At 26.6% G+C, this 25,610-nt stretch carries 22 protein-coding genes and 1 other RNA gene; 2 read left to right on the top strand and 21 right to left on the bottom strand.

The window, feature by feature from the left end; genetic code table 4:
- The 4 genes from tsaD to deoD all read right to left on the bottom strand — a co-directional run bounded on the left by tsaD (position 1) and on the right by deoD (position 4,446).
- The gene (gene tsaD / locus SLITO_RS00405; RefSeq protein WP_075057843.1) at positions 1–951 is read right to left on the bottom strand and encodes a tRNA (adenosine(37)-N6)-threonylcarbamoyltransferase complex transferase subunit TsaD; all 951 of its coding nucleotides are present in this window, start codon (positions 949–951) and stop codon (positions 1–3) included.
- Between the two features lie 52 nt (positions 952–1,003).
- A complete protein-coding gene (gene nrdG, locus SLITO_RS00400) occupies positions 1,004–1,510 on the bottom strand; it encodes an anaerobic ribonucleoside-triphosphate reductase activating protein (RefSeq protein WP_075057842.1) in 507 nt (168 codons plus the stop codon).
- Positions 1,497–3,620: an anaerobic ribonucleoside triphosphate reductase gene (locus SLITO_RS00395; RefSeq protein WP_075057841.1), complete on the bottom strand. Its 2,124-nt coding sequence runs from the start codon at positions 3,618–3,620 to the stop codon at positions 1,497–1,499. Before SLITO_RS00395 ends, nrdG begins: the two co-directional genes overlap by 14 nt.
- A 106-nt stretch (positions 3,621–3,726) precedes the next feature.
- Positions 3,727–4,446: a purine-nucleoside phosphorylase gene (gene deoD, locus SLITO_RS00390; protein WP_075057840.1), complete on the bottom strand. Its 720-nt coding sequence runs from the start codon at positions 4,444–4,446 to the stop codon at positions 3,727–3,729.
- Between the two features lie 110 nt (positions 4,447–4,556).
- Here deoD and SLITO_RS00385 point away from each other — a divergent pair, with 110 nt between their 5' ends.
- Positions 4,557–5,108, top strand: coding sequence for a hypothetical protein (locus SLITO_RS00385; protein WP_075057839.1), 552 nt, complete (start codon positions 4,557–4,559; stop codon positions 5,106–5,108).
- Here the strand turns inward: SLITO_RS00385 and trmB are convergent.
- From trmB to secG, 7 genes are all read right to left on the bottom strand, one after another.
- Positions 5,089–5,736, bottom strand: coding sequence for a tRNA (guanosine(46)-N7)-methyltransferase TrmB (gene trmB, locus SLITO_RS00380; RefSeq protein ID WP_075057838.1), 648 nt, complete (start codon positions 5,734–5,736; stop codon positions 5,089–5,091). The genes SLITO_RS00385 and trmB overlap by 20 nt on opposite strands.
- A 7-nt stretch (positions 5,737–5,743) precedes the next feature.
- The gene (gene mgtE / locus SLITO_RS05765) at positions 5,744–7,201 is read right to left on the bottom strand and encodes a magnesium transporter (RefSeq protein ID WP_083433312.1); all 1,458 of its coding nucleotides are present in this window, start codon (positions 7,199–7,201) and stop codon (positions 5,744–5,746) included.
- Between the two features lie 10 nt (positions 7,202–7,211).
- Positions 7,212–9,254, bottom strand: coding sequence for an EAL domain-containing protein (locus SLITO_RS05760; RefSeq protein ID WP_158500609.1), 2,043 nt, complete (start codon positions 9,252–9,254; stop codon positions 7,212–7,214).
- Positions 9,206–9,609, bottom strand: a transfer-messenger RNA (tmRNA) gene (gene ssrA, locus SLITO_RS00360). The genes SLITO_RS05760 and ssrA overlap by 49 nt, the downstream gene beginning before the upstream one ends.
- Before the next feature lie 126 nt (positions 9,610–9,735).
- Positions 9,736–10,173, bottom strand: a complete 438-nt coding sequence (smpB, locus tag SLITO_RS00355) for an SsrA-binding protein SmpB (protein ID WP_075057837.1) — start codon at positions 10,171–10,173, stop codon at positions 9,736–9,738.
- Between the two features lie 9 nt (positions 10,174–10,182).
- Positions 10,183–12,279, bottom strand: coding sequence for a ribonuclease R (gene rnr, locus SLITO_RS00350; RefSeq protein ID WP_075057836.1), 2,097 nt, complete (start codon positions 12,277–12,279; stop codon positions 10,183–10,185).
- 24 nt (positions 12,280–12,303) lie between these two features.
- The gene (gene secG / locus SLITO_RS00345) at positions 12,304–12,594 is read right to left on the bottom strand and encodes a preprotein translocase subunit SecG (protein WP_075057835.1); all 291 of its coding nucleotides are present in this window, start codon (positions 12,592–12,594) and stop codon (positions 12,304–12,306) included.
- A 122-nt stretch (positions 12,595–12,716) separates the two neighbouring features.
- Between secG and SLITO_RS00340 the strand changes: the two genes are divergently transcribed.
- Entirely contained in the window at positions 12,717–13,112 is a 396-nt protein-coding gene (locus SLITO_RS00340) for a rhodanese-like domain-containing protein (protein ID WP_075057834.1), read from the top strand.
- Here the strand turns inward: SLITO_RS00340 and SLITO_RS00335 are convergent.
- From SLITO_RS00335 to uvrB, 10 genes are read right to left on the bottom strand one after another with little or no spacing between them, the layout of a single operon-like run.
- On the bottom strand, positions 13,109–13,330 hold the full coding sequence (locus tag SLITO_RS00335) for a helix-turn-helix domain-containing protein (RefSeq protein ID WP_075057833.1): 222 nt from the start codon (positions 13,328–13,330) through the stop codon (positions 13,109–13,111). The genes SLITO_RS00340 and SLITO_RS00335 overlap by 4 nt on opposite strands.
- A gap of 1 nt (position 13,331) precedes the next feature.
- Positions 13,332–14,291 carry a DNA-binding protein WhiA gene (gene whiA / locus SLITO_RS00330; protein WP_075057832.1) on the bottom strand — a complete coding sequence of 320 codons (960 nt, stop codon included), beginning with the start codon at positions 14,289–14,291 and terminating at the stop codon, positions 13,332–13,334.
- Complete coding sequence (locus tag SLITO_RS00325) at positions 14,291–15,613, bottom strand: prolipoprotein diacylglyceryl transferase (protein WP_075057831.1); 1,323 nt, start codon at positions 15,611–15,613, stop codon at positions 14,291–14,293. The genes whiA and SLITO_RS00325 overlap by 1 nt, the downstream gene beginning before the upstream one ends.
- A 45-nt stretch (positions 15,614–15,658) precedes the next feature.
- A complete protein-coding gene (trxB, locus tag SLITO_RS00320) occupies positions 15,659–16,597 on the bottom strand; it encodes a thioredoxin-disulfide reductase (protein WP_075057830.1) in 939 nt (312 codons plus the stop codon).
- Complete coding sequence (locus tag SLITO_RS00315; protein WP_075057829.1) at positions 16,581–17,984, bottom strand: prolipoprotein diacylglyceryl transferase family protein; 1,404 nt, start codon at positions 17,982–17,984, stop codon at positions 16,581–16,583. Before SLITO_RS00315 ends, trxB begins: the two co-directional genes overlap by 17 nt.
- Positions 17,974–18,906, bottom strand: a complete 933-nt coding sequence (hprK, locus tag SLITO_RS00310) for an HPr(Ser) kinase/phosphatase (protein WP_075057828.1) — start codon at positions 18,904–18,906, stop codon at positions 17,974–17,976. Before hprK ends, SLITO_RS00315 begins: the two co-directional genes overlap by 11 nt.
- Positions 18,887–19,600, bottom strand: coding sequence for a folate family ECF transporter S component (locus tag SLITO_RS00305; protein ID WP_075057827.1), 714 nt, complete (start codon positions 19,598–19,600; stop codon positions 18,887–18,889). Before SLITO_RS00305 ends, hprK begins: the two co-directional genes overlap by 20 nt.
- 2 nt (positions 19,601–19,602) lie before the next feature.
- Complete coding sequence (locus SLITO_RS00300) at positions 19,603–20,697, bottom strand: Mur ligase family protein (RefSeq protein ID WP_075057826.1); 1,095 nt, start codon at positions 20,695–20,697, stop codon at positions 19,603–19,605.
- Positions 20,690–23,530 (bottom strand): excinuclease ABC subunit UvrA, encoded by a 2,841-nt coding sequence (uvrA, locus tag SLITO_RS00295; protein ID WP_075057825.1) that lies wholly within the window; start codon positions 23,528–23,530, stop codon positions 20,690–20,692. The genes SLITO_RS00300 and uvrA overlap by 8 nt, the downstream gene beginning before the upstream one ends.
- Positions 23,531–23,537: 7 nt before the next feature.
- Entirely contained in the window at positions 23,538–25,520 is a 1,983-nt protein-coding gene (gene uvrB / locus SLITO_RS00290; RefSeq protein ID WP_075057824.1) for an excinuclease ABC subunit UvrB, read from the bottom strand.
- Positions 25,521–25,610 lie beyond the last annotated feature (90 nt).

Raw genomic sequence — 25,610 nt, 5'->3', positions numbered from 1 at the left:
TTAATTGTTATAGTTAATATACTCATTACATAATTCTGCAATCATTGCTGCATTATCAGTACAATATTTTAAGTCTGGTACCAGTATCTTAAATATATTATACTTGTTTCCAATGGAAAAAATTCTATTTCTTAAAACTTTATTAGCACTAACTCCACCAGCTAAACTAATTGACCTAGGTTTGTATTCGATTATTGCCTTTTCAAAATTTTTAACCAGATAATTAATTGCCGCTTTTTGAAAAGAAGCGCAGAAGTTTTTTAGATTAAAACTATTATCTTTTTTGCTTTTGCTAATAATGTTTAAACTGGCTGTTTTTAATCCAGAAAATGAATAGTTATATTTGTCTACTAAATTTATTTCTGGAAACTTGTATGCATTTTCGTCACCATCAATCGATAACTTATCAATTTCAGGTCCTCCTGGATAAGATAGACCGAGCTGTCTTGCAACTTTATCAAAACACTCCCCAATTGCATCATCAACAGTTGTTCCAATAACTTCAAAACTAAGTGGTTTTTCCAAGTATTGAATTTGTGTATGTCCACCACTAACAACCAATGATAAAACAGGGTATTCGAATTTATTTTCAATATTTGCTGAATAAATGTGGCCTTCCATATGATTTAAAGCCATAGTTGGTATATTTAAGTATAATCCAAGTGTTTTAGCAACTAATCTTCCAATGATTAAGCTTCCTATAAGACCTGGTTTATCAGTATATGCAATGTATTGAATTTCATTTATTTTTACATTTGAATCTGATAATGCATTTATTATAACACTAGAAAAGTTTTCTACGTGCAATCTTGATGCTAATTCTGGTACAACTCCACCATAAATTACATGATCTTTTATTTGACTCGATATTATATTTGCAACAATTTTTTTATCTTTCATTATTGCAACACTAAATTCGTCACAGCTTGATTCTATTGCGAGTATAAGCATTAATTACCCCATTTCATTAAAAAGACCTCTAATTTAAAAGGTCTTTAGTTTATTAAATAAGTTTTTTCTCTTTAAGTCATTCTTTTGTATTTATTAATCTCTGATTACTACTACCTCTAAAGTCTAGTTGGGGGTCATATAGTTCTTGAACTCATCTTCCATCAACTAAAACATCAATTATCTTTAAAATTTTATATCTATATAATTCATCTTCACCATTATTACGTTGTTGAATTATTTCATCAATTGTGAATCCAGTATAAACTCAGATATTTAAACCAGTTTCTTCTTTAATTCTTTTAATTAAAAAGTAGACCTCTTTAGAACTAAACATTGGATCACCACCCGAAAATGTAACACCACTTAGTAAAGGGTTTTCTTTTAAATCTTTTAATATTTGTTCTTCATATTCTTTATCAAAGTTTTTTCCTAATTTAAAACTTCAACTAAGTAAGTTGTGACACCCTTTACATGCATGTAAGCAACCTGCAACATATATAGAATACCTAATACCCGGACCATCACTAATTGTTTCTTTAAAGATTTTAAGAATTTTCATTTTCTTGTTTTAAATGTTTCACTCTTTCTCTTTCTTCGGCTTGTTTACCTGAATTTCATCCATCCAAGTCACCAACAAGATATCCTGTAATTCTTCTTGTTCTTGAAATATCGTTTGCCCCACATTTTGGACAATTTAATTGTATCAATGAAGTATAGTGACATTTTTTACATCTATCAACTGGGTGGTTTAAACTACCATAATTAATACCATTATTTTTCATATAATCAACAACTGACAAAATTGCGTGTAAGTTTTTCTTTGCTTCTCCATCAAGCTCAATATAACTTATGTTTCCACCTAAAGTTCATTTATGATATGCAGCTTCTTTTTGAATTTTTTTATAAGCTGATATATTATAGTAAACTGGTACATGATTTGAGTTTGTAAAGTAATCTCTTGTTGTAATTTCACTTATTGAACCAAATCTTGATTTTGTAACTTTTGCCATTCTTCCTGCCACTGATTCTGCGGGAGTTGCAATTACACCGTAATTAAGCTCAGTTTTTTGTTTTCAAAATTCAGAAACTTTATTCATTTCCTTAACAATTTCAATACCAAATTCTTGCGCTTCTTCACTTTCACCATGGTGAACACCTATCAAAGCTTTCAATGCTTCTGCTAATCCTACAAATCCAATAGTTAATGTTCCTTTAACAAAAACATCTTCAACGCTGTCGTTAGCTTTTAGTGATTGCCCTCCTGTTAATACATTATTTCTCATTAAGAAAGGGAACTCTTTTGCTATTGCAGATATTTGGAATTTATATCTATTATATAATTGTTGGCAAACCTCATTAGATAATTCTTTTATTTTTGTTAAAAACTCTTCTTTAATTTCTTCTCTATTGGTTCTTTCACGATCAATATAATTATTTGAAATTAAACCTTTATCTTCTAGCAGTTCTAAGGCTATGAAAGGTAAATTTAAAGAAGTAAATGATAGGTTACCTCTCCCTACACTTGTTTTTTCGCCTCTTATATTCTCAAAAACTCTTGTACGACATCCCATTGTTGCGGGCTCATACATCCATCTATTTGGATCGTTTATATTTCATTTTTCATGCATATTATATGGTTGGTCTAAAAACATAAAGTTTGGAAATAATCTAGTACTTGTGGTTTCAAGAGCGTCTAAAAATAAATCAAAGTTTTTTGTTTCTCAATCATTAACATTTTTTCAATCTTTTTGATTTAAACTATCTGCTCTTTTTTTATCATTTTGAGAAAAGTTTAGTCCATCTTTAACTTTAAATATTACTATTGGGAATATTGAAGTTTCTCCATTTCCTAATCCATTTCTTAAAGCTTTAAATAAAGATTTTATAACTTGTCTACCTTCATTAGAAGTATCAGTTCCAATGTTAATTGATGAGAATACAACTTGATTACCACCTCTAGAGTGTTGGGTATTCAAATTATAAATGAAACCTTCCATTGCTTGATCTGTATCAGAACTTACTTTTTTATTTGCATTTTCAATAAGTTTTTTTATTGTTTTTTCTGGGATGCTAAATTGTGATAATAAATCCATTAGTTGATTTGGATTAGTATTTTCAAATTTTATAAAATCAGAGCTGTTTATTTTATCTTTTAAAACTTTTTCATCATATTTTGATTCAGTTATTTCTAGATATGAAACTACATTTTCAAATAATCTTTTATTAAAAGATTTTGATACACCTTTTGCCATGAAAAAATCAAATGCTGGGATTGCTTGTCCTCCATGCATTTCGTTTTGAGCAGTTTGAAAAACTATTGCAGCAAGTTCAGCATAAACTGCAATTGATTTTGGTTCTCTTATGTGTCCATTTCTTGTATAAAATCCATCTTTAAATATTTCTTCTATATTGTACTGTACACAAGTTGCAGATTTTGTAGCATAGTAATCAAGATCATGTATGTGAATAATTGATTGTCTATGTAAATCTGAGTGTTTTTTATCTAGTAAGTTTTCAAGTGCGTATTCTTTTGCAGTAATTGATGCAAATTTCATCATTTTTCCACTTGGTGTATCTCCACTCATATTTGCATTTTCATTTTTCAAATCATTATTTTCAACTGATATTATTGATGATATTTCATTTGATATGTTTTTTGTATTTGTCATATGTTTAGCCCCCAGGAGTGTAAAAAAACTCTATTTAAAATTTTACCTTTTTAAATATTAATTTACACTTTTTTATTTATTTTTTTAAAATTTTATTATAAATTTCTTAAATATTGTTTTTTAATAGAGAAATTGAAGATTCTAAAGCAAGTTCACACATCTTCATAAACTTATTTTGTCTCTCTTCAGAAGTTGTGGCTTCTTTGGTAATAAAACTATCTGAAATAGTTAATAGACATCCTGCTTTTTTATTTGTTATTATTGCATTTGCAAATAAAGCAAACGATTCCATTTCAACTACGTCTAGATTTTTACTTTTTGCAAACTCAATTGAGTCACCCATTCTATAGAACACATCAGAAGAATGCGCTATACCACTATGCAATTTTATATCAAGCTTTTTAGAAGTCTCTTCTATTGTATTAAAAACTTCTTCACTCGATTTTATTATATTATCATTAATGTTTCCGGCAATTTTAGCATAATTGTTTTCTCCAAATGCTGATTTTACATTATATATATCGTAAACATTTATATTTTTATTATAACTACCAGCTGAACCTACTCGAATTATGCAATCAACATCATAAAACTTAAAAAGTTCATAAGAATAAATACCGATACTAGGACAACCCATACCACTACCAGCAATAGTAATTTTAACATCTTTATAAAATCCAGTATAGATATACATGTTTCTAACATCATTAACTAGTTTATAGTCTTTTAAAAACGTCTCTGCTATTTTTTTAGCTCTCAGCGGATCGCCCGGCATGAGCACTATTTTAGCAATTTCGTCTTTTTTTGAGTTAATATGAGGTGTCATAAATTTCTCCTTTTTTTTAATTATATTGTATTTTTGTATCAAATTATTTTAAATATTTAATTATTTAAATATTGGAATGATTTATATTATAATCATTTCTAGGTGAAATTATGGACTTTAACTTAATTCAAAAGAATATTAAAAAACCTATACTTTGATTTGGTTCTGTTGTTTTTACATTAATTATAATATCATTAATTATAATTCTTGTGATACCAATAGAAAAACATAACAAAATTATATTTTGTTGCGTTTTTGTTCTAAACTATATACTTATATATTTTATATCAACTTGTTTAAATTTAAGTAAGTCATCTATAAGTTTATTTTATAATATTGAAGTTACAAAAGATGACGAATCAAGTGATTATGAAGTAACAGTTATAAAATCGCTATTTAACTATTTATTTACTATTTTATTTACAATTTGTGCCTTTTTTATTGAACTATCTAGTGGTCCGTTAATTATTAAATCAACGTGATCTTCTTATGCAAGAGAAACGTTTTGAGTTTATTTAATAATTTTTTTAATAAACATTACTTATTTTTTCTTATACACTTCTATAACTCTTTATTTAATAAATGAAAATAAAGAGTTCAAAAATGCTTATATTACTTACTACAAAAAAAATAAAGAACATATTACTCTTTCAAAAGAATAATTTTCTTTATTTTTTTTCCCATAGCATTAAATTTAACTTCATATTCTGTCTGAGTATTATTTTCTAATTCTTTTAAATCTGAATATAAATCATCATTGTTATACAATAATTTAAATTTTGATTTAATAGCTTCTTCTAATGTAAAGTTATAAAGACCTTCATTATCTGTTTTGATTTCTATTGTACTTTTTTTTAATAAAATATCAAAATATATGTCAAGGTATTTAACGTTAGTTAATCTATATTTTGAGTGTCTTTTTTTAGGTCATGGGTCAGAAAAATTTAAATATATTTTTGATATTTGTTTTTTTGCGAAGAAAGAGCTTAGTTTATCCGCGTTCAAGTTTAGAAATCTTAAGTTTTGTTTAAAAGACCCAAAATACTCTATAGATTTTTTTAACGCAACTCCTATGACTGTTCTTTCTTTTTCTAATGCAATGTAGTTAATTTTTTCATTATTTTCTGATTTATTAATTACGAAGTTTCCTTTACCGCATCCTATTTCAAGGTGTATATCATAATCATTATCAAATTTATTTAAACAATTTATATAATCTTCTTCTTGTAAAACTCATTTTTTATTTAGCTCAATATATTCAGATGTTCAATTTTTATTTCTTAATCTCATTTTTCTCCTACATAATTATAAAATTAATATAAAACACATATGTAATACCAAAGAATATACTTGTTGATACCATATCTATAAAGGTTGATAATACTGGCGATGCCATAATAGCTGGATCGATTTTAAATTTTTCAGCAATTATAGGCAAAGAACCTCCGACAAGTTTTGAAAATATTAAACATAAAAATAAAGAAATAGATGTTATTGCAATTGTATATCAAATAATGCTACTTGATACATCCCCTCTATACTGAATTGCATAAAAAACTAATGATCTAATTAAATTTATAACTATTAATACCATTCCTGTAATCAATGATACTCTAAGTTCTTTTCAAAGAACTCTTCCTAAATCTCTGTTTGAAACTTCTTTTAAAGATATTGCCCTTACTACCATTGTTGAGGACTGAATTACACTATTACCAGAAGTGCTTGATATAACATTTGTTACAGGCAATATCATTAAGACAATGAAGAATAGTCCGCCTTTTACGTCAAGTAACTCATTGCTTAAATTACTTTTTTTTATAAATAAATTTAAAAATAAAAATATAATTGTTTGAGTCAAGGTTGCAACAGTCATTAGTATTACAAGTCATATACATCTCGATTTCATCATTTTTCAAATACTAGTTTTAAAATACTCATCCTCAGTTGGCGTAATTGCAGCCATTTTATGAATATCTTCAGTAGCTTCTTCTTCAATAACATCAAAAACATCATCTACTGTTACTACTCCAACTAATTTATTTTGACTATTTGTAACTGGTATGATTGTTAATTCATATTTTTTAAATAAGTCTATAACAGACTCTTGATGATCTCTTGTATATGCTGAAATGAATCTTTCATCCATAACTTCACTAACTATTGTTTCTGGTTTTTCAAACAATAATGACTTCATGTCAATTACACCCTTTAAATTGTTTAATTTATCAACAATAAAGAAAGTATTTTGTTCTTCTATTATATCTTGTTTAATCTTTAGCTCGCTTATACATTCTTTAATTGTTCATATATCTCTAAAACGTATATATTCAACATTCATTATGCTACCAACTGTGTCGTCGTCATATTTAAGAATAGTATTAAGTTGTTCTCTAGATTCTGGAGTAGATGATCTTAGAATTTTTTTAACAATATTCGAAGGCATCTCTTCTAAAATATCAACTATATCATCAGTATAAAGATTTTCAAAAATTTCTTTTACTTCTTTTGAATTCATAACAGTGATTACTTTTTCTTGTATCTCTGGATCAAGATAAGGGAAAATTTCAGCACTTTGATCAGTTGTTAATAATCTCAAAATAAGCACAATGTTGTTTTCATCTAATTCAAACATCGCTTCTGCAATATCAAATGGATAATATTTATCAGCAAGTTCTCTAATTGAATTTATGTCATGCTTCTCTATATGTAATTTTAGTAATTTTAATATTTCAATCTTTTTCGAATCTGTACCCATGTTCCATCCTTTATTTTGTCAATAAATAATTTAATTCTTCTGATATGTATTTTTTTAAATCAGAAGAACTCCCCATTAGACTACCTAAAAAATTTTTTAGTCCAATTTCTTTTAACCTTTTGTATATTATATAACTATTTACATTGGTTGCAATAAGAAGTGCTTCAATTTTTTTTGCAATTGTTATTAATCCTTCTATTACTTTTTTGTGGTTATCAATTGCTTGTGCCGATTTTGAAAGTTCACTTTCTAAAAATATAAAGTCTGGTTCATAACATTGAATAAGACTATAATCTGTTAATTCATTTCCAAAATTAGAGATTGAAGTTTTTATATTATTGCTTTTCAAAAACATTATATTATTTTTTAAGGTAGCTTTACTATTAATCTCTTTGTTAATTTCAAAATTTAAAACTAAATTTTTTAAATTTATTTTTAAATTTTTTAATTTTAATATAAACTCGTCTTTATCGAATGATGAGCTTGATAAATAGTCGCTGTCATAATTTACAAAAATTAATTTATCAAATTTATCTGTACCTATTTTTCTTGAGTAATCTTTAAGAGAACTCAATGATAGGTATCTTAAAAATAAACTTGTTAAACCCATATCATCAATTAACTTTTTGGTTTTATAAAAAGTTTGCGAATTTAATTCTTCACCATTTATTATTCCATTTAAAAAATACCCACTAAAATCTTTTTTTTCTAAATTGTAAATAGGTTCGTATAAAGTAGTGTGTAAGTTTAAATTCACAACTTCATTCAATGATGAAATTTTTCTTAATTTATTTTTTTCAATTAATATTTCACTTGGATTTGCAATTGTGTGACTCTCTTCAATAATTAGTAGTTGATTTTTAATCATATAATTATTCAAGTCATTTAAGTTATTTAAATCGTTTGAATGGACTCCATAGAAGCTTGAAACCGATCTAATGTTTATTTTAATTTTATAACTCTTTATTAAAAATATTGTTTGTAAACTGATTAAAGTGTTAAATAGTTTTGTTAACTCCGGAGTTTTTTTAATATCATTTGACAAATTTTCTATTGGAATAAATACACCAAATGTTTTATAGTTAGTTTTAAAAAATATAACTTTTTTAAATTTTTCACTTATACTTTTGTATGCACTAGTTGCAATACTATTAAAGATATAATCCTTTATATTGTTACTCACCTTTTTTTCAAGTTTATCAAATTCAGCAATATAAAAATTTGAATATATTCCATACCTAACTTTTTCTTGGCTAATTAAATTTAAGATTTGTGAATTTGATGATGAATAATTTAAATAGTATTGATTTTCATAAACAACAATATTTTGAAGTTTTAATGCATGAATATAAATTTTATCAATTGTTTGACAAATCAAATATGTTAAATATAATGCTATAAGAACTAATATCACATACAAACTCTTATCTTTAATTTCTGAAAAATTACTGTATATTATATTTCAAATTAAAACAATTAAAAATGCAATAAATATGACTACAGTGCAAATATACCATGAAGATAATTTTTTAAATAAGTAATATTTTAAAATACTACCTATAAATGGCAATATATACAAAATTGAAACAAGTGTCTTTGAATAGTTTTCATCTAATATCCCAAAATATTGAGAAAATAAACTTGAAAATAATAATAGATTTAATAAGTTTCAAGTTATTATTCCAATAGAGGCATACCAACTTATAAAAATAATTGAAACCCAATATGAAATAATAGGTAAAAATAATGTTAAATATAAAACTTTTTTGTCCGCTGTAATAATACTAATAATTGCAACTATAAAGGTTGAAAGAAAACCAAAAATTACTCCCAAGAATAGTTGGTAATATATATAGATTTTTTTAAATATGTGTCTTGAAAAACCTCAAGCAAACATATAAAAAATAATTGAAATTAAAGAAAAAGAAAGAATAATCAATATTGTAGACAAAATATCCAAAACAATCACTAGCCTTTCTTTTTCTTCAATTTTGCAAAAAAAAATGGTGGAGATGGCGGGAATCGAACCCGCGTCCAAAATACTCCAACCCATAGCGTCTACAGTTTAGATAGTTTTTAATTATCCATAAAAAATAAAACTAACAAAAATAATTTATAGATTTTGTGAAGTTATTTTCGATTAACTCTCTCACAATTAGTTAATCTATTATGCTAGGTAATACGTCATTAAATGAAGCATAAACACATTTACTAACGTTGAATGCTATAAGTATAAAAACTTATTAAGCTGCTAAAGCAACTCCAGCTGATGCATTATTGATCATAAATGCTGGCATTTCAAATTCATTTTTGTTTTCGTTTGCATTTTATCAAACCTAGAAGTATTAAGGTCTACCAAACCACTGCAACTATGGGTGAAAATATCCTGTCGAGACCGGGACACCCCCATAAGATAATTATAAAACATTTATAATTATTTTTTTTAAATAATTAAATAAAAAACAAATATTAAAAATATATTTTGTTTTTAAAACAACGGTTTACTATTACCTTGTTTTTAATATATAAATTATTTATATTTTTTTAATCCTTCTTTCTACCTCTCTTTTTTTTATAACCTCTCTTTTGTCATAAAGTTTTTTTCCTTTGCCAAGGCCAATTTCTAATTTTGCATAATTACCTTTTAAATATAATTTTAAAGGAACTATAGTTAACTTTTCTAACATAACTTGCTTAATAATTTTTTTTATTTCTTTTTTATGTAAAAGAAGCACTCTATTTCTTGTTGAGTCAAATTTAACATTATTTGCAAACTCATATTTTTTTATGTTCATATTTAATATTTCTGGTATGCCTCGTCTTATCAAAATAAAAGATTCATCTATTGAAACATTTTTTTCTCTTATTGATTTTATTTCTGGTCCAGTTAAAACTATACCTGCTTCATAAGTCTCTAATATATGATAATTGAAATAAGCTTTCTTATTTTTTAATAATACATGCTCTCCCATACTAACCTCTTAACCAACAAGTTCAAAATCAATTACTCTTTTTTTTACATCTGCATTTTTAACTCTTATTTTAATAATTTGACCTAATCTCAATGTATTATTATTTTTATTTATCATAATACTTTTTTCTGTATCATAGACGTAATCTTTTAATTCTGAAATATGCACAAGACCTTCAACACAATTAGAAAGTTGCACAAAAATACCAAACTTTAATACAGCAGAAATTACACCTGAATATTCTATATTCACTTTATCTTTCATATATTCGCACATACAAACTTTATTAACTTCTCTTTCAGCTGATACAGCATTTCTTTCGGTTTCATTAATAATGTTTGAAGCTTTTGATATAAATTTTTCATTATTTTTAAGTTTATTCTCTTTAAAGTCTTTTTCTACCAAATATTGTTTTAAATATCTATGAACTAGCAAATCACTATATCTTCTAATTGGAGACGTAAAATGAGTATAACAATCACTTGCCAGACCAAAATGACCAATATTATCTAATCCATATTCAGCCTTTTCCATAAACCTAAGCAAAGTGATATTTATAACTTCTCTTTCAGTTTCGTCTTTTACTTGTAATTCAATTTCCTTTAGAGCACTTTGGATTTTTTTTGGGTTTAATTTTTCTAATTCATTCATCTTAGCATTAATCCCTAAAGCCTTTAGAGAAGCATACCATTCCTTTAAACTATCTTCTTTTGGAATATCATGATTCCTATAAATAAGTGGATATTCTTTTTGAAAAATTATTGTTGCTACTGCTTCGTTTGCACTAACCATAAAATTTTCAATCAATTTTTCACTTATTCCACGTGATCTTTTTATTATATTTACAACATTAAACTCTTTATCTAAAATTATTTTAGGTTCTGATATTTCAAATTCAATAGATCCTCTTGAAATCCTTTCTTTTTCTATTGCTAAATGTAATTCTTTAGCATTTTCAAGCATTTCAAGAACTTCCCCATTTCTATTATTTGGGTTTTGACCTTCAAATATACTGTTAACTTCTTTATAAGTCAATCTTGCTTTTGAAATCATTATTGATTCATATACTTTTTTATTAACTACTTTACCATTATTGTCAAATAAAATCTCTGCAACCATACAAAGTTTCTCTTCATTTGGATTTAAACTACAGACACCATTTGATAATTTCTCAGGTAGCATTGGAATAACTTTATTAGCTAAATAAACCGAGTTACCTTTAAACAATGCGCTATTATCAAGTTCTGTAAATGGTCTTACATAGTATGAAACATCCGCTATTGCAACAAACAATTTATAACCGGTTAAAGTTTTTTCTACATATATTGCATCATCTAAATCTTTTGAGTCTTCTCCATCAATTGTAACTAGACATTTATCTATAATTGAATCCTTAAGCCTCCTCTTAATTTCATAATCATTATAATTTATTGGAACAGCAACTTCATCAGCCTGTCTTAATACAAGTGGATTGAAATCTGGTTTTATATTAAACTCATAGGCTATTGATATAATTCTATCCACAGCCTTATTTGAGTTCCCAATAATTTTTTGTATTTTAACAAATAATTTTTTATCTCTAACATCAAGGATTTTAACCTTTAATATTAAATCAGGTTTAAGTCTAAAATCTTTTTGATTTATCATTACTATTCTATAATTTTTAAAACCTTGCTCGCTAGGAATTAAATCAATAAAACGGCCACATTTACTTTTAACTAATTCCCCAACTAATGAAGTTTTTACCCTGCTAGATATACCTTCAATATTTGCTTTTGTTCTATCGTCGCTTTCCTTTTCGATAGTGTAAATAACTTCATCAGAAGTAATACAACCATTTAATGAATTAGGCGCAACAAAAAAATCTTCTTCTAGATTGTTATAATTTTTTACAAAACCAAACCCTTTGTCATTTATTCTAATTGAACCTATTTTAAATTTTTCATCTATATAATATATTTTATTATCGTTAGTTCAACCTATTTTATAATCCTCTTTAAGTTTTTTTAAAATATTAGTTACTTCTTCTTTGTTATTAAAGTGGTTTAAAATATCGTTTAGTGTCGTCTGTTCGTTTTTTTTTAAATATGAAATTAAATGTTCCATAAATACTTCCTCTATGAAAAAACACTATTTAAGAATAGTGTTTGTTATTATACCTATTACTATTGTTACTACAAATAAAATTATACCAAGACTAAACATCCAAATTGACATAGTTTTGTCAGTACCTCTTTCTTTTGAGTTAGAAAATAGTTCGTCATTTCCACCATTTAAGGCACTTAAACCAGTTTGTGAACTTTTGTTCTGAATTAATCCAACAACAATCATAAGTATTGATACTATTAAAGCAATAATTTCAAATACAAGTATAATTTGATTTGACAGTTCTTTTTGAGAAGCCGTTGCCAATAAATTCATACTTTACCTCCGTTCAATATAAGTATATATTACTATAAAATGATTAATTAATTAAGAGTAATTAAATTTTCTTTAACTATATTCTTTTAAATATATAAAGTATAATTTTAGTAGGTGATTTTATGCAGTGATTGGATTTAATTTTTAAGCTTATTCAAAAAATTTTTAGAAGAGAGTCTTTTAAAAAAAAATATAAAGTTATTAATCAAAAAAAATTAAAGAATATATTAAAGAATAAAAAGTGACAAGTAATTGATTTAAGAAATAAAGTTGATTATGAAGAACACCATTTAGAAAATACTACAAATGTACCTGCATGAAACTTTAATTTTACCTATTTTAAATTAATAGATAAAAATAAAAAAATACTTCTTATAAGTAATGACTATAGAAGTAATTTATATATATATAAAAACCTTAAAAGAAAAGGTTTTAAAGTTAAACTTTTGAACACAGGATATAAAAACATTAGAAATAATGAGATATATGACCCTATGACAAAAGTAGTAATTTATTAATTATTTTCCATAAAAAATTCAGTAAGATTTATTTCTAAACCTCTTGCTAATTTTTCAATTGCTTTTAATGAGATATTTCTTTTACCTCTTTCGGCATCTGAAATATAATTTTTATGTAACCCAGATCTAAAACTTAATTCCTCTTGAGTTATTCTTGCGTTTTGTCTCAAACGTTTCATGTTTTTGCTAAAAATTTGTAAAATATTGTTTTTTTCCATACTAACCTTCCTTAATTTGTTTTGCTAATTTACTAATAATTTTAAATAGATTGCTTACTCCTGATTTTGTTATTTTTATTCCTTCACCTTCTAAAACTTGTACTAATTCAGAAAATGAGGTTTCAGGATTTTTAAGACGTGCTTTTGCGAGTACTTGGGCTTTCAAAGATAATTTACTTAACATTCCCTTATTTATAATTAAATTTATTTCTTCAATTTGTCTATTTCCAGTTTTTGTAATATTTTTCTGGTTATGAATTTGTGTATTAATATACCTAATAACATTATTTTTTAAATCTCTGCCTATTCTTGTGTTTTCAAACGCCATTACTGATTCTGCAGCATCAATAAATTTTAAGAAATCTGAAACTAGCATAGATTTTTTTAAATATACAACAAAGTTGTTTCTTCTTGTTACAATTTTAAAATCAAAATCAAATGAATGCATTAAATTCAAAAAATAAATTGCTTCATTTTCAAATTTAAATTGCAACTCTAGATGATAGTTTGGAGTTTCTGGGGAATTAACACTCCCCACTGCAATAAAAACTCCAGAAACATAGGCTCTTATGAGATCCTGATGTTTTTCAAAACTGTTTTTTCCTGATACATCTTCTATTTCAATTATTTTTTTGTTGTTTTTAAAATCATAGATTTTTAAATCTTCTAAAAAATCTTTAACATTTTTAGTTAATAAAATTCTAAATAGTTTTTTATTTTTTACTTTTATAGGTAAATCAATTATTGTAGTTTGAAAGTCTTCTTTATAAAATTGTTTCAATATTTTATAAATACCTCTAACTAAAGCATTGTTATTACAAGAAATCTGATATAAGACTTCATTATCATTGTATATGATTTCACCATTAAATTTTAAAAAACCTGTTAATAACATTTTCATTTGTTTTAGTGAAAAGTCATGATTTAGGATTTCGTTTTTTACATCAAGTGCAAATGACATTATTCCCTTTTCTTGAACTCTTTTTTAGATGAGTTATTTTCATTAATTTCATTGATTTCTTTTTTATCGGTTTTATCCTTTACAATGTTTGTATTTTCTTGAATTGTATTTACTGGGAAAAACTCTTGCTCATATGTATATCCCGGTCTTCTAATAAAATATGGGAATAAAAATTGAGCTAAAAGAATTATAACCAATCCAGAAAATGCTGTCAATCCTATTACAACTAAAGATAACGTTCTATTGTACATCAAAAACAAGTGATCATCAGGTCTGTCTAATTCAAGAACAAACCTAATTAAATTCCAAGCTAAAAAGTAACCCCCAAATGCGACACCACTTCTAGTAAGCATATATTTATTAGGGTTATTGGTTTGTAGCAATAGTTTCCCTTTTTTAAATCGCCTAATTATTGGGTTTTTATCATTTATTTTATCAACTTTTTCTAAATATTTATCTCTTTCTTTTTCTTCATAATTTTGAGATGTTGCTTCATTTCAAACTTCTCAATATGTTTTTTTACCTTCTTCGTATTTTCTAGTAAAAAAATATCTAAAAGAGTATTTTAAATCAAATTGGTATTTTTCTGGATTCACTTTTCATGGTTTTTTACCTATTCATCTACCAATGAATGGAATTAACATAGTAATTATAAGTCAACTTACCAATAAGAAAAAAGATTCATACAAAAAAATTGGATGCATTACATAAGTTTGACCATCTATTAATCCATTACTATTAGGGGATGAATTAGTGTATTTAAAAGCCATATTGTCTCTTATAAAAGTTGGGAGTCAAGATAATACTGATTTGTCCTCATATAGTCCTGCGGGTTTTCCAAAAAGTTCATGGTTGAAAAAGTTTCCTCATCTACCAACTACTTGTCCAAGTAATACATTTGGAGCTATTGCATCAGCATATTCTCAAACTGTAACTTTTGTTTTTAATGACACAATATTGAATATAATAACACCAGCAATTACTGTAACAAAAATTGCTCCATGTATTGACATACCCGCTTTTCAAAAAGCAAATAAACCAAAAAATCCAACTCCGCCTGCATTTCTACCATTTTCTGCGTTTAATTTCCCAAAAAAACTAGCACCAAATAAACCTAAAGGGACAACAATAATAGCCGCTATTCAAAGTTCTTTAAAACTTAATTTTTTTCTATAAAATTGAAGAGCACAACCTAAAATTGATAAAAGAACTCCAAGCGACATTGTCAAGGCATACATATGTACGCCCCCGTAATCACTTTGAGCTCTTGTTCCTATGTCGGCTTGCGTTCAATTATTTCCTTGAATTCAGCTTAATAACATTAAATCACAACCTTTAACTATGTAATTTTATCATAACTATGATTTTTAGTTAAGGTTTTCTATAAATTTTATTGCAAATTGAGCTGCGATTGCACCATCAGAAACAGCTGTTGCTATTTGTCTAAACGGAGTATCTCTAACGTCTCCAGCTGCAAATAATCCTTTAATATCAGTTTCCATTTTATCATTAGTTAAAATGAACCCTTCTTCGTTTAAAATACTTTTATCATTTATAAAGTTTGTATTTGGAACGTGTCCAATAAAGGGAAATATTGCTGATACTTTTAATTCTCTAATGTCTTCATCTACTAAATTTTTTATAGTAATTGATTCAACTTCTTTTGAACCTTTTATTTCAGTCACAACACTATCTAATATAAATTCAATTTTATTATTGTTTTTTGCTTTTTCTATCGATTTTTTATCTACTCTAAAACCTTGTCTTCGATGAATTATATATACTTTTCCAACAAATCTTGTTAAAAAAATTGCTTCTTCAATTGCAGAATAACCGCCACCAACAACAGCTAATTCATCCTTTTCCTTATAGAATGCCCCATCACACGTTGCACAATATGAAACTCCTTTACCATAATACTCTAACTCACCAGGTACTTTTAATAAATTTTCCTTAGTTCCTGTAGCTATTATCATAGCAAGACCAGTGATTATTTTTCCGTTAATTAATTCAACTATAAACACATCGTTTTCTTTTTTATAATTTTTAATCCCACTACCAGCTTCAACCGCACCCAAGTTTAATGCTTGTTCATAAAAATGAAAACCTAAGTCTGGTCCTTTTATTGTTTTAAAACCTGGGTAGTTTTCGACTGAGTCAGTTTTCATAACTTTACCCCCAGGTGTTGAATTTTCTAATAAAATTGTTCTTAATCCAGCTCTACACGAATAAATTGCAGCAGATAATCCAGCAGGACCCTCTCCAACAATTATTAAATCATAATCAGTTTTAATAAGATTTTTCATACAATCAGCCACTTTCCCTTCATTTTTTTGGCGATATAAATTGAGCAAATATAAATAAAACAAGCCCTAATAAAAATATACTAAATAATGATAAATAATTAAGTGCTGGGTGCATTTTAACCGCTAGCTCGTATGGATCTCTAAATGAGTCAAGTAAAATCCTAATCAATGAAATATACATTATATAAAAAGATGCAAAAACACCTGAGTGCCAAACAAAATATTTATTTGGATTGTTTAAATTGTATAGATCTTTTGAATCTCTTCCTAAAAATTCTCTTATTCTTGATTTTTGGAATTTTAAATTAATATACTCTTCAGATTTTTTTTGCGATTTAATATTTTTTATAAGTTCTTTATTGTTATTATCTCTCTTTATTTTTTTAATTTTATTTTTAATTTCTAAATTAATTTTTTTATAATTCTTTTCCGCTTTTAGTTGTTCTTCTTTTCTTTTTGTAATTTTGTTTTGCAAGTTTTTTGTTTCTTGTATATTAGTCTCATACAAGATATATGCTTTTTTTCAAACTCAATTCATTTTCAAACTTAGTTGACCTTTTGAATTTTTTAAATAAACAACGGGAATTTGAGTATTATACGATATCAAATCTTTTTCATCTATTCACCTAACTTTTTTATTAAACTTACATGGAAATGCGTAAGGATCAATTTTATAAGGTTTTTTATTGAAAATCTTTCAAAGTTGTGGAATAAGCAAAACTAGAATTAATCAAAATGCGAAAGTTGCAATTGATTCATATAAAAACAATGGTTCTCTAAACTGAAGTGTTTCGTACTCTTGACCAGTTAATGGGTTACGAAAATAAAAAAGTCTATGTCATATAAAAGTTGGAAGCCATGTAATTTTATTCATATTATCATCAGACACTGTCTTACCCATTATCTCATGATTAAATAAATTACCTCATCTACCAATTGACTGGCCTAATAAAACATTTGGCACAATACAATCTGCATAAACTCATATTGATATTTTAGTGACTCTTTTTTTATATCAAAATCACACAAAGGCTGCTGTCCCTCCAAAAAACATACCACCAAAAAAACTTAAACCTGGTTCTCAAAAAAAGAATAGTCTATATATTTTTCAATCCTCACCAGTGGTTCCCAATTTCCCAAAAAAACTTGCACCAATAACTGCTATTGGAATTGAAATATAGATTCCATTTATAAATTCTTTAAGAGGTATTTTTTTTATTCTAAGACAAACTATTGATGCAATAACAACAAGAATAACTCCTGCCAAAATAAATATTGAGTATAGAAAAGAAAGGTTATCTGAAAATCTACCATCCGATCTTGGAAAAACTCCTTCAGGGATTGGTTGTCCATTAGATCATTTACTACTTAAAAAATTATTGATCATTATATTTTAATGCTCTTTCTGAAATTAGTTCAACCTCGCTTTGATATTGGCTATTTTGTTTTAATTTTAGTTTTGCAACAGCTACTTCAATTATGTTTGGTATATTTCTACCAGTTGCAACAGGAATTTTAATGTATGGTATATCTACATCTAAGATATTAAATTTTTGAAAATCACTACCGATTCTATCGTATTCATCGGTACCATTATTTTTAAATTGCAATAATTCTATTACTATATCTATCTTGCTATCATTCATAATAACTTGATATCCATTCGTTTTTGATACATCAACAATCCCAATCCCTCTTACTTCAACTAAATTTTTTAAGATTTCATGACTTCGGCCATATAAATCTGTAAATTTTCTAACAATTACAATTCTGTCATCACCAACAAACAAATGATTAGCTTTTATTAAATCAAGTGTAATTTCAGATTTTCCAATTCCTGATTTTCCAATTAAAAGAACACCTTTACCAAAAACGTTAACAAGTGAACCATGTAGTTCAATCGTTGGTGCAAAGTAGTCATCCATGAATTCAAGAAGACTTTGTGTAAAATTACTAGTTGAATCATTAGTAGCTCTTGTTACTAATACTTTTTTTTCTTTTGCAGTTTTTATTAATAAAGTATCTTCAAATTTTTTTGTAATTATAATTAAAGGCACGTTTTGTTTAAATAAATTATTATATCTCTTTGCTCTTTCATCTTCTTCAAAATTCATTATGTATTGATATTCTTTTGTTGACATCATAATAACTCTGTGAGCTTTTTGGCCTTCTTCAAAATAACCTGCAAGTTCTAAACCTGCTCTATTAACACCATATGCTTCAATAATAATATCTTTTTGTTTTTTGTTTTCAGATAATACTTCTAAATTAAAATTATTAATTATATCTTTAACTTTTAGTGCTCTCATTTGCATTCACCTTCTTATCAACAGATTGCTTGCTCTCTTCTTTTGCAATATCTCTATAACACCAAACCTCATTAACAGATCATTTACTTAATAATGGTTGTAGTGCTTTATAAGAAGAATAAACAAAAAGTATATATATGCTTAATGATATTGGTAGTTTAATTATTTTAACAGCTAAGTCTAATCATGCAGCATTTCCTTTTCATGACATCATTCAAATTTGATTGAAAAATAAACTTTGAATTATATAAAACACTGAGTAAATTACAATTACTTTTGCTAGTATATATTTTCTATTATTAAAAATAAATACAAGTGCACCACCAAAACCAAGTAGTGCTTTACAAAACATGTAGCCTGCATGATATCCAAAACTGTTTGGAACTAATATTGTCATTAAAGTGTCAGTACATATACCTGAAATCACTCCACACAAAGGTCCAAACAACATACCAACTAAGAAGATTATTCAATCTCCTAATGCTAATCTAATATTAAACCCTCCAAAAATTAATTCTGATAGTTTGTATGATAAGCCTGTTAAGACTGCACTAACAGCACATAATGTTGATAAAACCGCTATATGTTTTATTGATATTTTTTTAAATGTAAACTTCTCCATCGCTAAAGCAATAAGAAGTAATGCCGCAAGACATAGAGCAGCTATAATATTTGTCGCTAGATATCAATTCATTTTTATTTACTCCTATATCATTCATAAACCTGTGGAATAAAATATAAGCTTCCACAAACTACAATATTATTGTATATGTTTTTTTCTAAAAATATTTTTCAATCACCAATGTAGTTGTAGTCACTTTTTAAGTCTTTAGGTATTATCCAAGATTTAGGGTGTTCAAAATCAGTTATATATAAATTTTTTATATTTTTTTTAAGAACTTTTAATATTTGAAAATAATCTTTTTCTTTACTAGATGCATAAATAACAATTGGATTATTTAACTTTTTGATTTGTTTTATAACTGTTTTTACTCCATCAATATTATGACACCCATCAATTATAAATTTTGGAGTTTCATTTAGATATGTATACCTTCCGATCGGAGCAATATAATTATTGTATTTTACATCTAGTCACTTAAGAACTTTTTTTGCTAATCCAATATTTGATCTTTGATAATTAATTTTGTTTTTAACTTTTTTAGCGAAAACAACTTTTTCATTTACTTTTTCTTTAATTATTTTTTTATATTTTTTATTATCGGAGCTTACAAATAAAGTTCTTCCAGGCTTAATGATTCCAACCTTATGTTCTATTATGCTTTCAATGTTATTACCAAGTAATTCAGTATGATCGTAACCTATTGATGTTAAACAAACACAAACTTGATTTTCAAATAAGTTTGTACAATCTAACCTACCACCAATTCCTGCTTCTATGACTGCATAATCAATATCAAATTTATTAAAATATAAAACTGCTAAAAACATTCAAATTTCAAAAAATGTAAGTTCATATTCTTTAATTATTTTTTTATTGTCATTATATAATTTTTTTAAATCTTCATCATTTATATAATTTCCATTTAGTTGAATTCTTTCATTCTGATATAAAAAGGCTGGAGATATAAACAACCCAATATTCTTAAATTTTGAACGCAAACCATCATATATATATTTTGAAGTTGAACCTTTACCATTTGTCCCAACAACATTAATAACTTTAATATTATTTTGTGGATTACCTAAATTAGATAATAGTTTTTTTAGATTATATTGTTTTTTAAATAATAATGTTGTTTCAATAAAAGTTTCATCGACTTTAATCATTTAAGTAGTCCTTTAGATATTTTGCAGTAAAACTATCTTCGCTTTTAATAATCTGTTCTGGTGTTCCTGTAACTAAAACTTTTCCACCATTGCTTCCACCTTCTGGACCTAGATCAATAACATAATCAGATACTTTTATAAAATCTAAATTATGTTCAATTGTTAGAACTGTATTTCCTTGATCAACAAGAATATTTAAAACATCTATTAATCTTTTGACATCATCTATATGTAATCCTGTTGTTGGTTCATCAAGCAAGAACAAAGTTTTACCTGTTTGTTTTTTTAACAAGAAGGTAGATAATTTTACTCTTTGTGCTTCTCCACCAGATAATGTTGTTGCATTTTGTCCTAATTTAATATAACCAAGACCAACAGCTAAAATTGTTTCAAGTTTTTCTTTAATTTTAGGTATGTTTTCAAAAAAGTCATTTGCTTCTTTAACGGTCATGTTTAAAACATCTCAGATATTTTTCCCTTTATATTTGACTTGCAACGTTTCTTCGTTATATTTTTTTCCCTCACAAGTTTCACAAGTTACTTCAACAAAACCTAAAAATTGCATGTCAACTCTTATTATTCCATCACCTTGACAAGTATCACATCGTCCACCAGGAACATTAAAACTAAATCTTCCTTTTTTATATCCCCTAATTTTCGCTTCGGGAACTTCTGCATATAAATCTCTAATATCATCAAATACCGAAGTATATGTTGCGGGGTTTGACCTTGGTGTTTTACCAATTGGGTCTTGAGAAACATAAATAATTTTATCAATGCTTTCAAACCCTTTTATTTTTTTATAACTACCAGCTTTAATAAGTTCTTTGTGAAGTTCTTTTTTTAAACCTTTGTAAACCACCTCTTCAACTAGAGTTGATTTACCACTCCCACTAACTCCTGTTACTGTAATAAATTTACCCAAAGGTAGTGTAACATCTATATTTTTTAAATTATTTTCAGTAGCTCCAATAATTTCTATTTTTAATCCGTTACCACCTCTACGTTTTTTTGGAACAGGTATAGATCATTTTTTAGATAGATACTTTCCTGTTATTGATTCTTCATTTTTACAAATATCATCATAAGTTCCTTCTGCAACAATTCTACCGCCATCAATTCCAGCTTTTGGGCCGATATCAACAATTCAGTCTGCTTCTTTCATTGTATCTTCATCGTGTTCAACTACTATTAATGTGTTTCCTAAATCACGCAATTTTTTTAAAGTTTGTATTAGCTTGTCATTGTCTCTTTGATGTAATCCTATTGAAGGTTCGTCAAGTACATATAAAACACCAGAAAGTTTTGAACCTAATTGTTTAGCAAGTCTAATTCTTTGAGACTCACCTCCAGATAATGTTGTAGCAGATCTTGATAGTGTTAAATAATCAAGTCCAACTTCATTTAAAAAACTAATTCTTGAAATAAGTTGATTTAGTACAAGATTTGCAATTTTTTGTTGACTCTCAGTTAACTTTATATTTAATAAGAAGTTTAAATTATCTTCAATTGTCATTTCTGTGAATTCGGAAATAGATAAATTTTCAATTTTAACACTTAATGCTATCTCATTTAATCTTTGACCACTACAAGTTTTACAAACTTTAGAAATCATATACTTACCATAATATTTTCTGTTATCTTCAGATTTTGTTTCAATATATCTTCTTTCAATTAAATTTGCAACTCCTTCAATATAGTCATATGACTTCAAAATATTTCCTGATGAAGTTACTATCTTAGTCTCGATAGGTTCATCACTACCATATAATAAGTTTCTTATTTGACTTTTTGAAAGAGAATTTAATGGGGTTTCCAAATCAACAAGATACTCATAACATAATAATTTAAATTTTTGTCACTCAATATTTTGGGTACCAACTAAATTTTTATAATATAAAATACCACCTTGTGATATTGATAACGACATGTCTGGCATTATCAATTCTGGATCTGCCTCAAGGTTAACACCTAAACCATAACAAGTATTACATGCCCCAATTTTTTTGTTAAATGAAAATAAATTTGGTTCTATATTTGGTATTGCAAATCCGCATTCTCTACAAGAGTAATTTGTAGAAAACAATTTTGATTCTTTATTTTTATTAGGATAAAAGGTTTTAATTAAACCTTTTGAGTAATTCAATCCAACTTCAATAGCTGAATAAATTCTTGATTGAAGATCCTCATCTTCTTTTTTATAAAAAACTCTATCTACAACAATATCAATATTATGTCTTTTGTTTTGTTCTAAATCTATTTCTTCATCTAATGATTTTATTTCATCATTAACTTGTACTCTTAAAAATCCTTCTCTTTTTAATTTTAAAAATAAATCTTTATGGGTTCCTTTTTTATCTCTAACAATTGGAGCTAAAATATAAAGTTGATCATTTTCATCTGATTCTAGTCTAACTGATTCAACAATCTCTTTTAGAGAAGAAGATTTAATTGGACCGTGTCCATTAATACAATATGGTGTTCCTATATTTGCGTAAAGTATTCTTAAATGATCATGAATTTCAGTTGTTGTCCCAACTGTTGATCTGGGATTATGACTAGTTGTTTTTTGATCAATTGATATTGCAGGGCTTAACCCTTCAATGTCATCAACGTCTGGTTTTTCAACAGTTTTTAAAAATTGTCTTGAAAAAGAAGAAAGAGATTCAATATATCTTCTTTCTCCCTCTGCATAAATTGTATTAAACGCCAAAGATGATTTTCCACTACCTGATAAACCTGTAAATACTACAATTTTTTCTTTTGGAATTTCTAAATCAACATTTTTTAAATTATGTTCTCTTGCGCCCTTTACTATTATTTTATTCTGCATAAATCTCCTAACTAGCTTCGATTTCAATAATTAGATCTCTAAGCTCAGCAGCCTTTTCGTAATTCTCTTCTTTTGCTGCTTGTAACATTTTTTTTCTTAAATCTTTTACAAGTTTTTCTTTTTCTAATTTTTTTTGTTTTGTTTTAGAGTCAGTTAACTTACTTAATTTATCTCTTAAGTTAAACTCGCCGTCTATGTCAATTATTTTTTTAATTATAGTTTTTGGTACTATATTATTTTTTACATTATATTCTTGCTGGATTGATCTTCTTCTATCTGTCTCTTCAATTGCTTCTTTCATAGATGCCGAAAATGTATCTGCATAAAATATAACAACACCATCAGAGTTCCTTGCTGCTCTACCGATAGTTTGGATTAAACTTCTTGTGTTTCTTAAAAATCCTTGCTTGTCTGCATCCAAAATACAAACTAAGCTTACCTCAGGTATATCTAAACCTTCTCTTAACAAGTTAACTCCGACAATCACATCGTAAATTCCTCTTCTTAAATCATTTAGGACTTGGTTACGTTCAAGTGTTTTTAATTCAGAGTGAAGATATGCAACTTTAATATTTCTTGATTGAAGATGAAATGAAATATCTTCAGAACTTTTAATTGTTAAAGTTGTAATGAATACTTTTTGTTTTTTCTCCATTCTTATTTTTATTTCTTTTATCATATCCTCAAATTGATTGGTTGTTGGTCTGGTTTCAATTATTGGATCTACAAGGCCAGTAGGTCTAATAATCTGTTCTACTACTTCATTATTTGTTAACTCTAATTCATAATCTCCTGGGGTTGCAGAAGTATATATTACATTTTTAAGCCTTGAAGTAAACTCTTCAAAATTTAATGGTCTATTATCTAAAGCGCTTGGAAGTCTAAAACCATATTCAACCAAAGTAGTCTTTCTGCTTCTGTCAGTGTTATACATACCTCTTACCTGCGGAATCATCATATGTGATTCATCTATTATAGTTAGAAAGTCATCTCCAAAATAATCAATTATTGTAAAAGGTGGTTCACCTGGCATTCTAAAATCTAGGTGAGCTGAATAGTTTTCAATTCCATTACAAACCCCAAACTCTGCCATTGTTTCTAGATCATAATTTGTTCTTTTTAATAATCTATCTGCTTCAATGAATTTACCTAGTTTATTCAATTCATCAACTCTATGATTTAATTCATTTCTAATGTTATCAATAACTATTTTTAATTTGTCAAAATTAGTTATGTATGCTGACGCAGGAAAAACAGTGAACAGTCTTAGTCTATCAATTACATTATTATTAAGTGAATCTATCATTTCGATAGCTTCTATTTCATCTCCGAATAAAGAAATTCTAATATTATAATTATCTGTTCAACTTGGAGCAATGTTTATTACATCACCTTTTGCACTGAAACAACCCATTTCTAATGCTGTATCATTTCTAACATAACCAGTTCTAACTAGAAAAGTTAATAAATCTTTTTTAGAGATCGCTTGTCCTACCTTTAGTTCAAAAAAAACTTTACTATATTCTTCAGGGTCTTGAGATGCATAAATTGCAGCAACACTTGCAACAACTATAACATCTTTTCTTGTAACAAGCGCATTCATAACACTCAATCTCATCATAGCCAGGTCGTTATTTCTTCTCGCATCTTTATCAATATATAAATCTCTTGCAGCAACATAGGCTTCTGGTTGATAAAAATCAAAATCCGAAACAAAATATTCTACTCTATTTTTTGGAAAGAACTCTTTAAGTTCTATATACAATTGCATTGCTAAAGTTTTATTATGTGCAAGTATTAAAGTTGGCTTATTTATTTCTTTAATTACATTAGCCATTGTAAACGTTTTACCTGTTGCAGTCGCACCTAATAAAACCTGGTTTTTTTTATTATTTTTTAAACCTTCAACCAAACTCTTTATTGCTCTTGGTTGATCTCCACTTGGTTTGTAGTTTGTTACTAATTCAAAATCTCTATATTCTCTTTCCATCATATCACCACCAAAAAACTAAAAAATCTAGGTTTTATTTGCCTAGTAGATAGTAAATTTTATTTTACACTCTTTTTATTAAAAAACAAA

The organism is Spiroplasma litorale (assembly GCF_001267155.1).
GTDB lineage: Bacteria > Bacillota_I > Bacilli_A > Mycoplasmatales > Mycoplasmataceae > Spiroplasma_A > Spiroplasma_A litorale.
The sequence above is the reverse complement of the archived record's forward strand: the minus strand, read 5'-3'. Positions and strand labels throughout refer to the sequence as shown.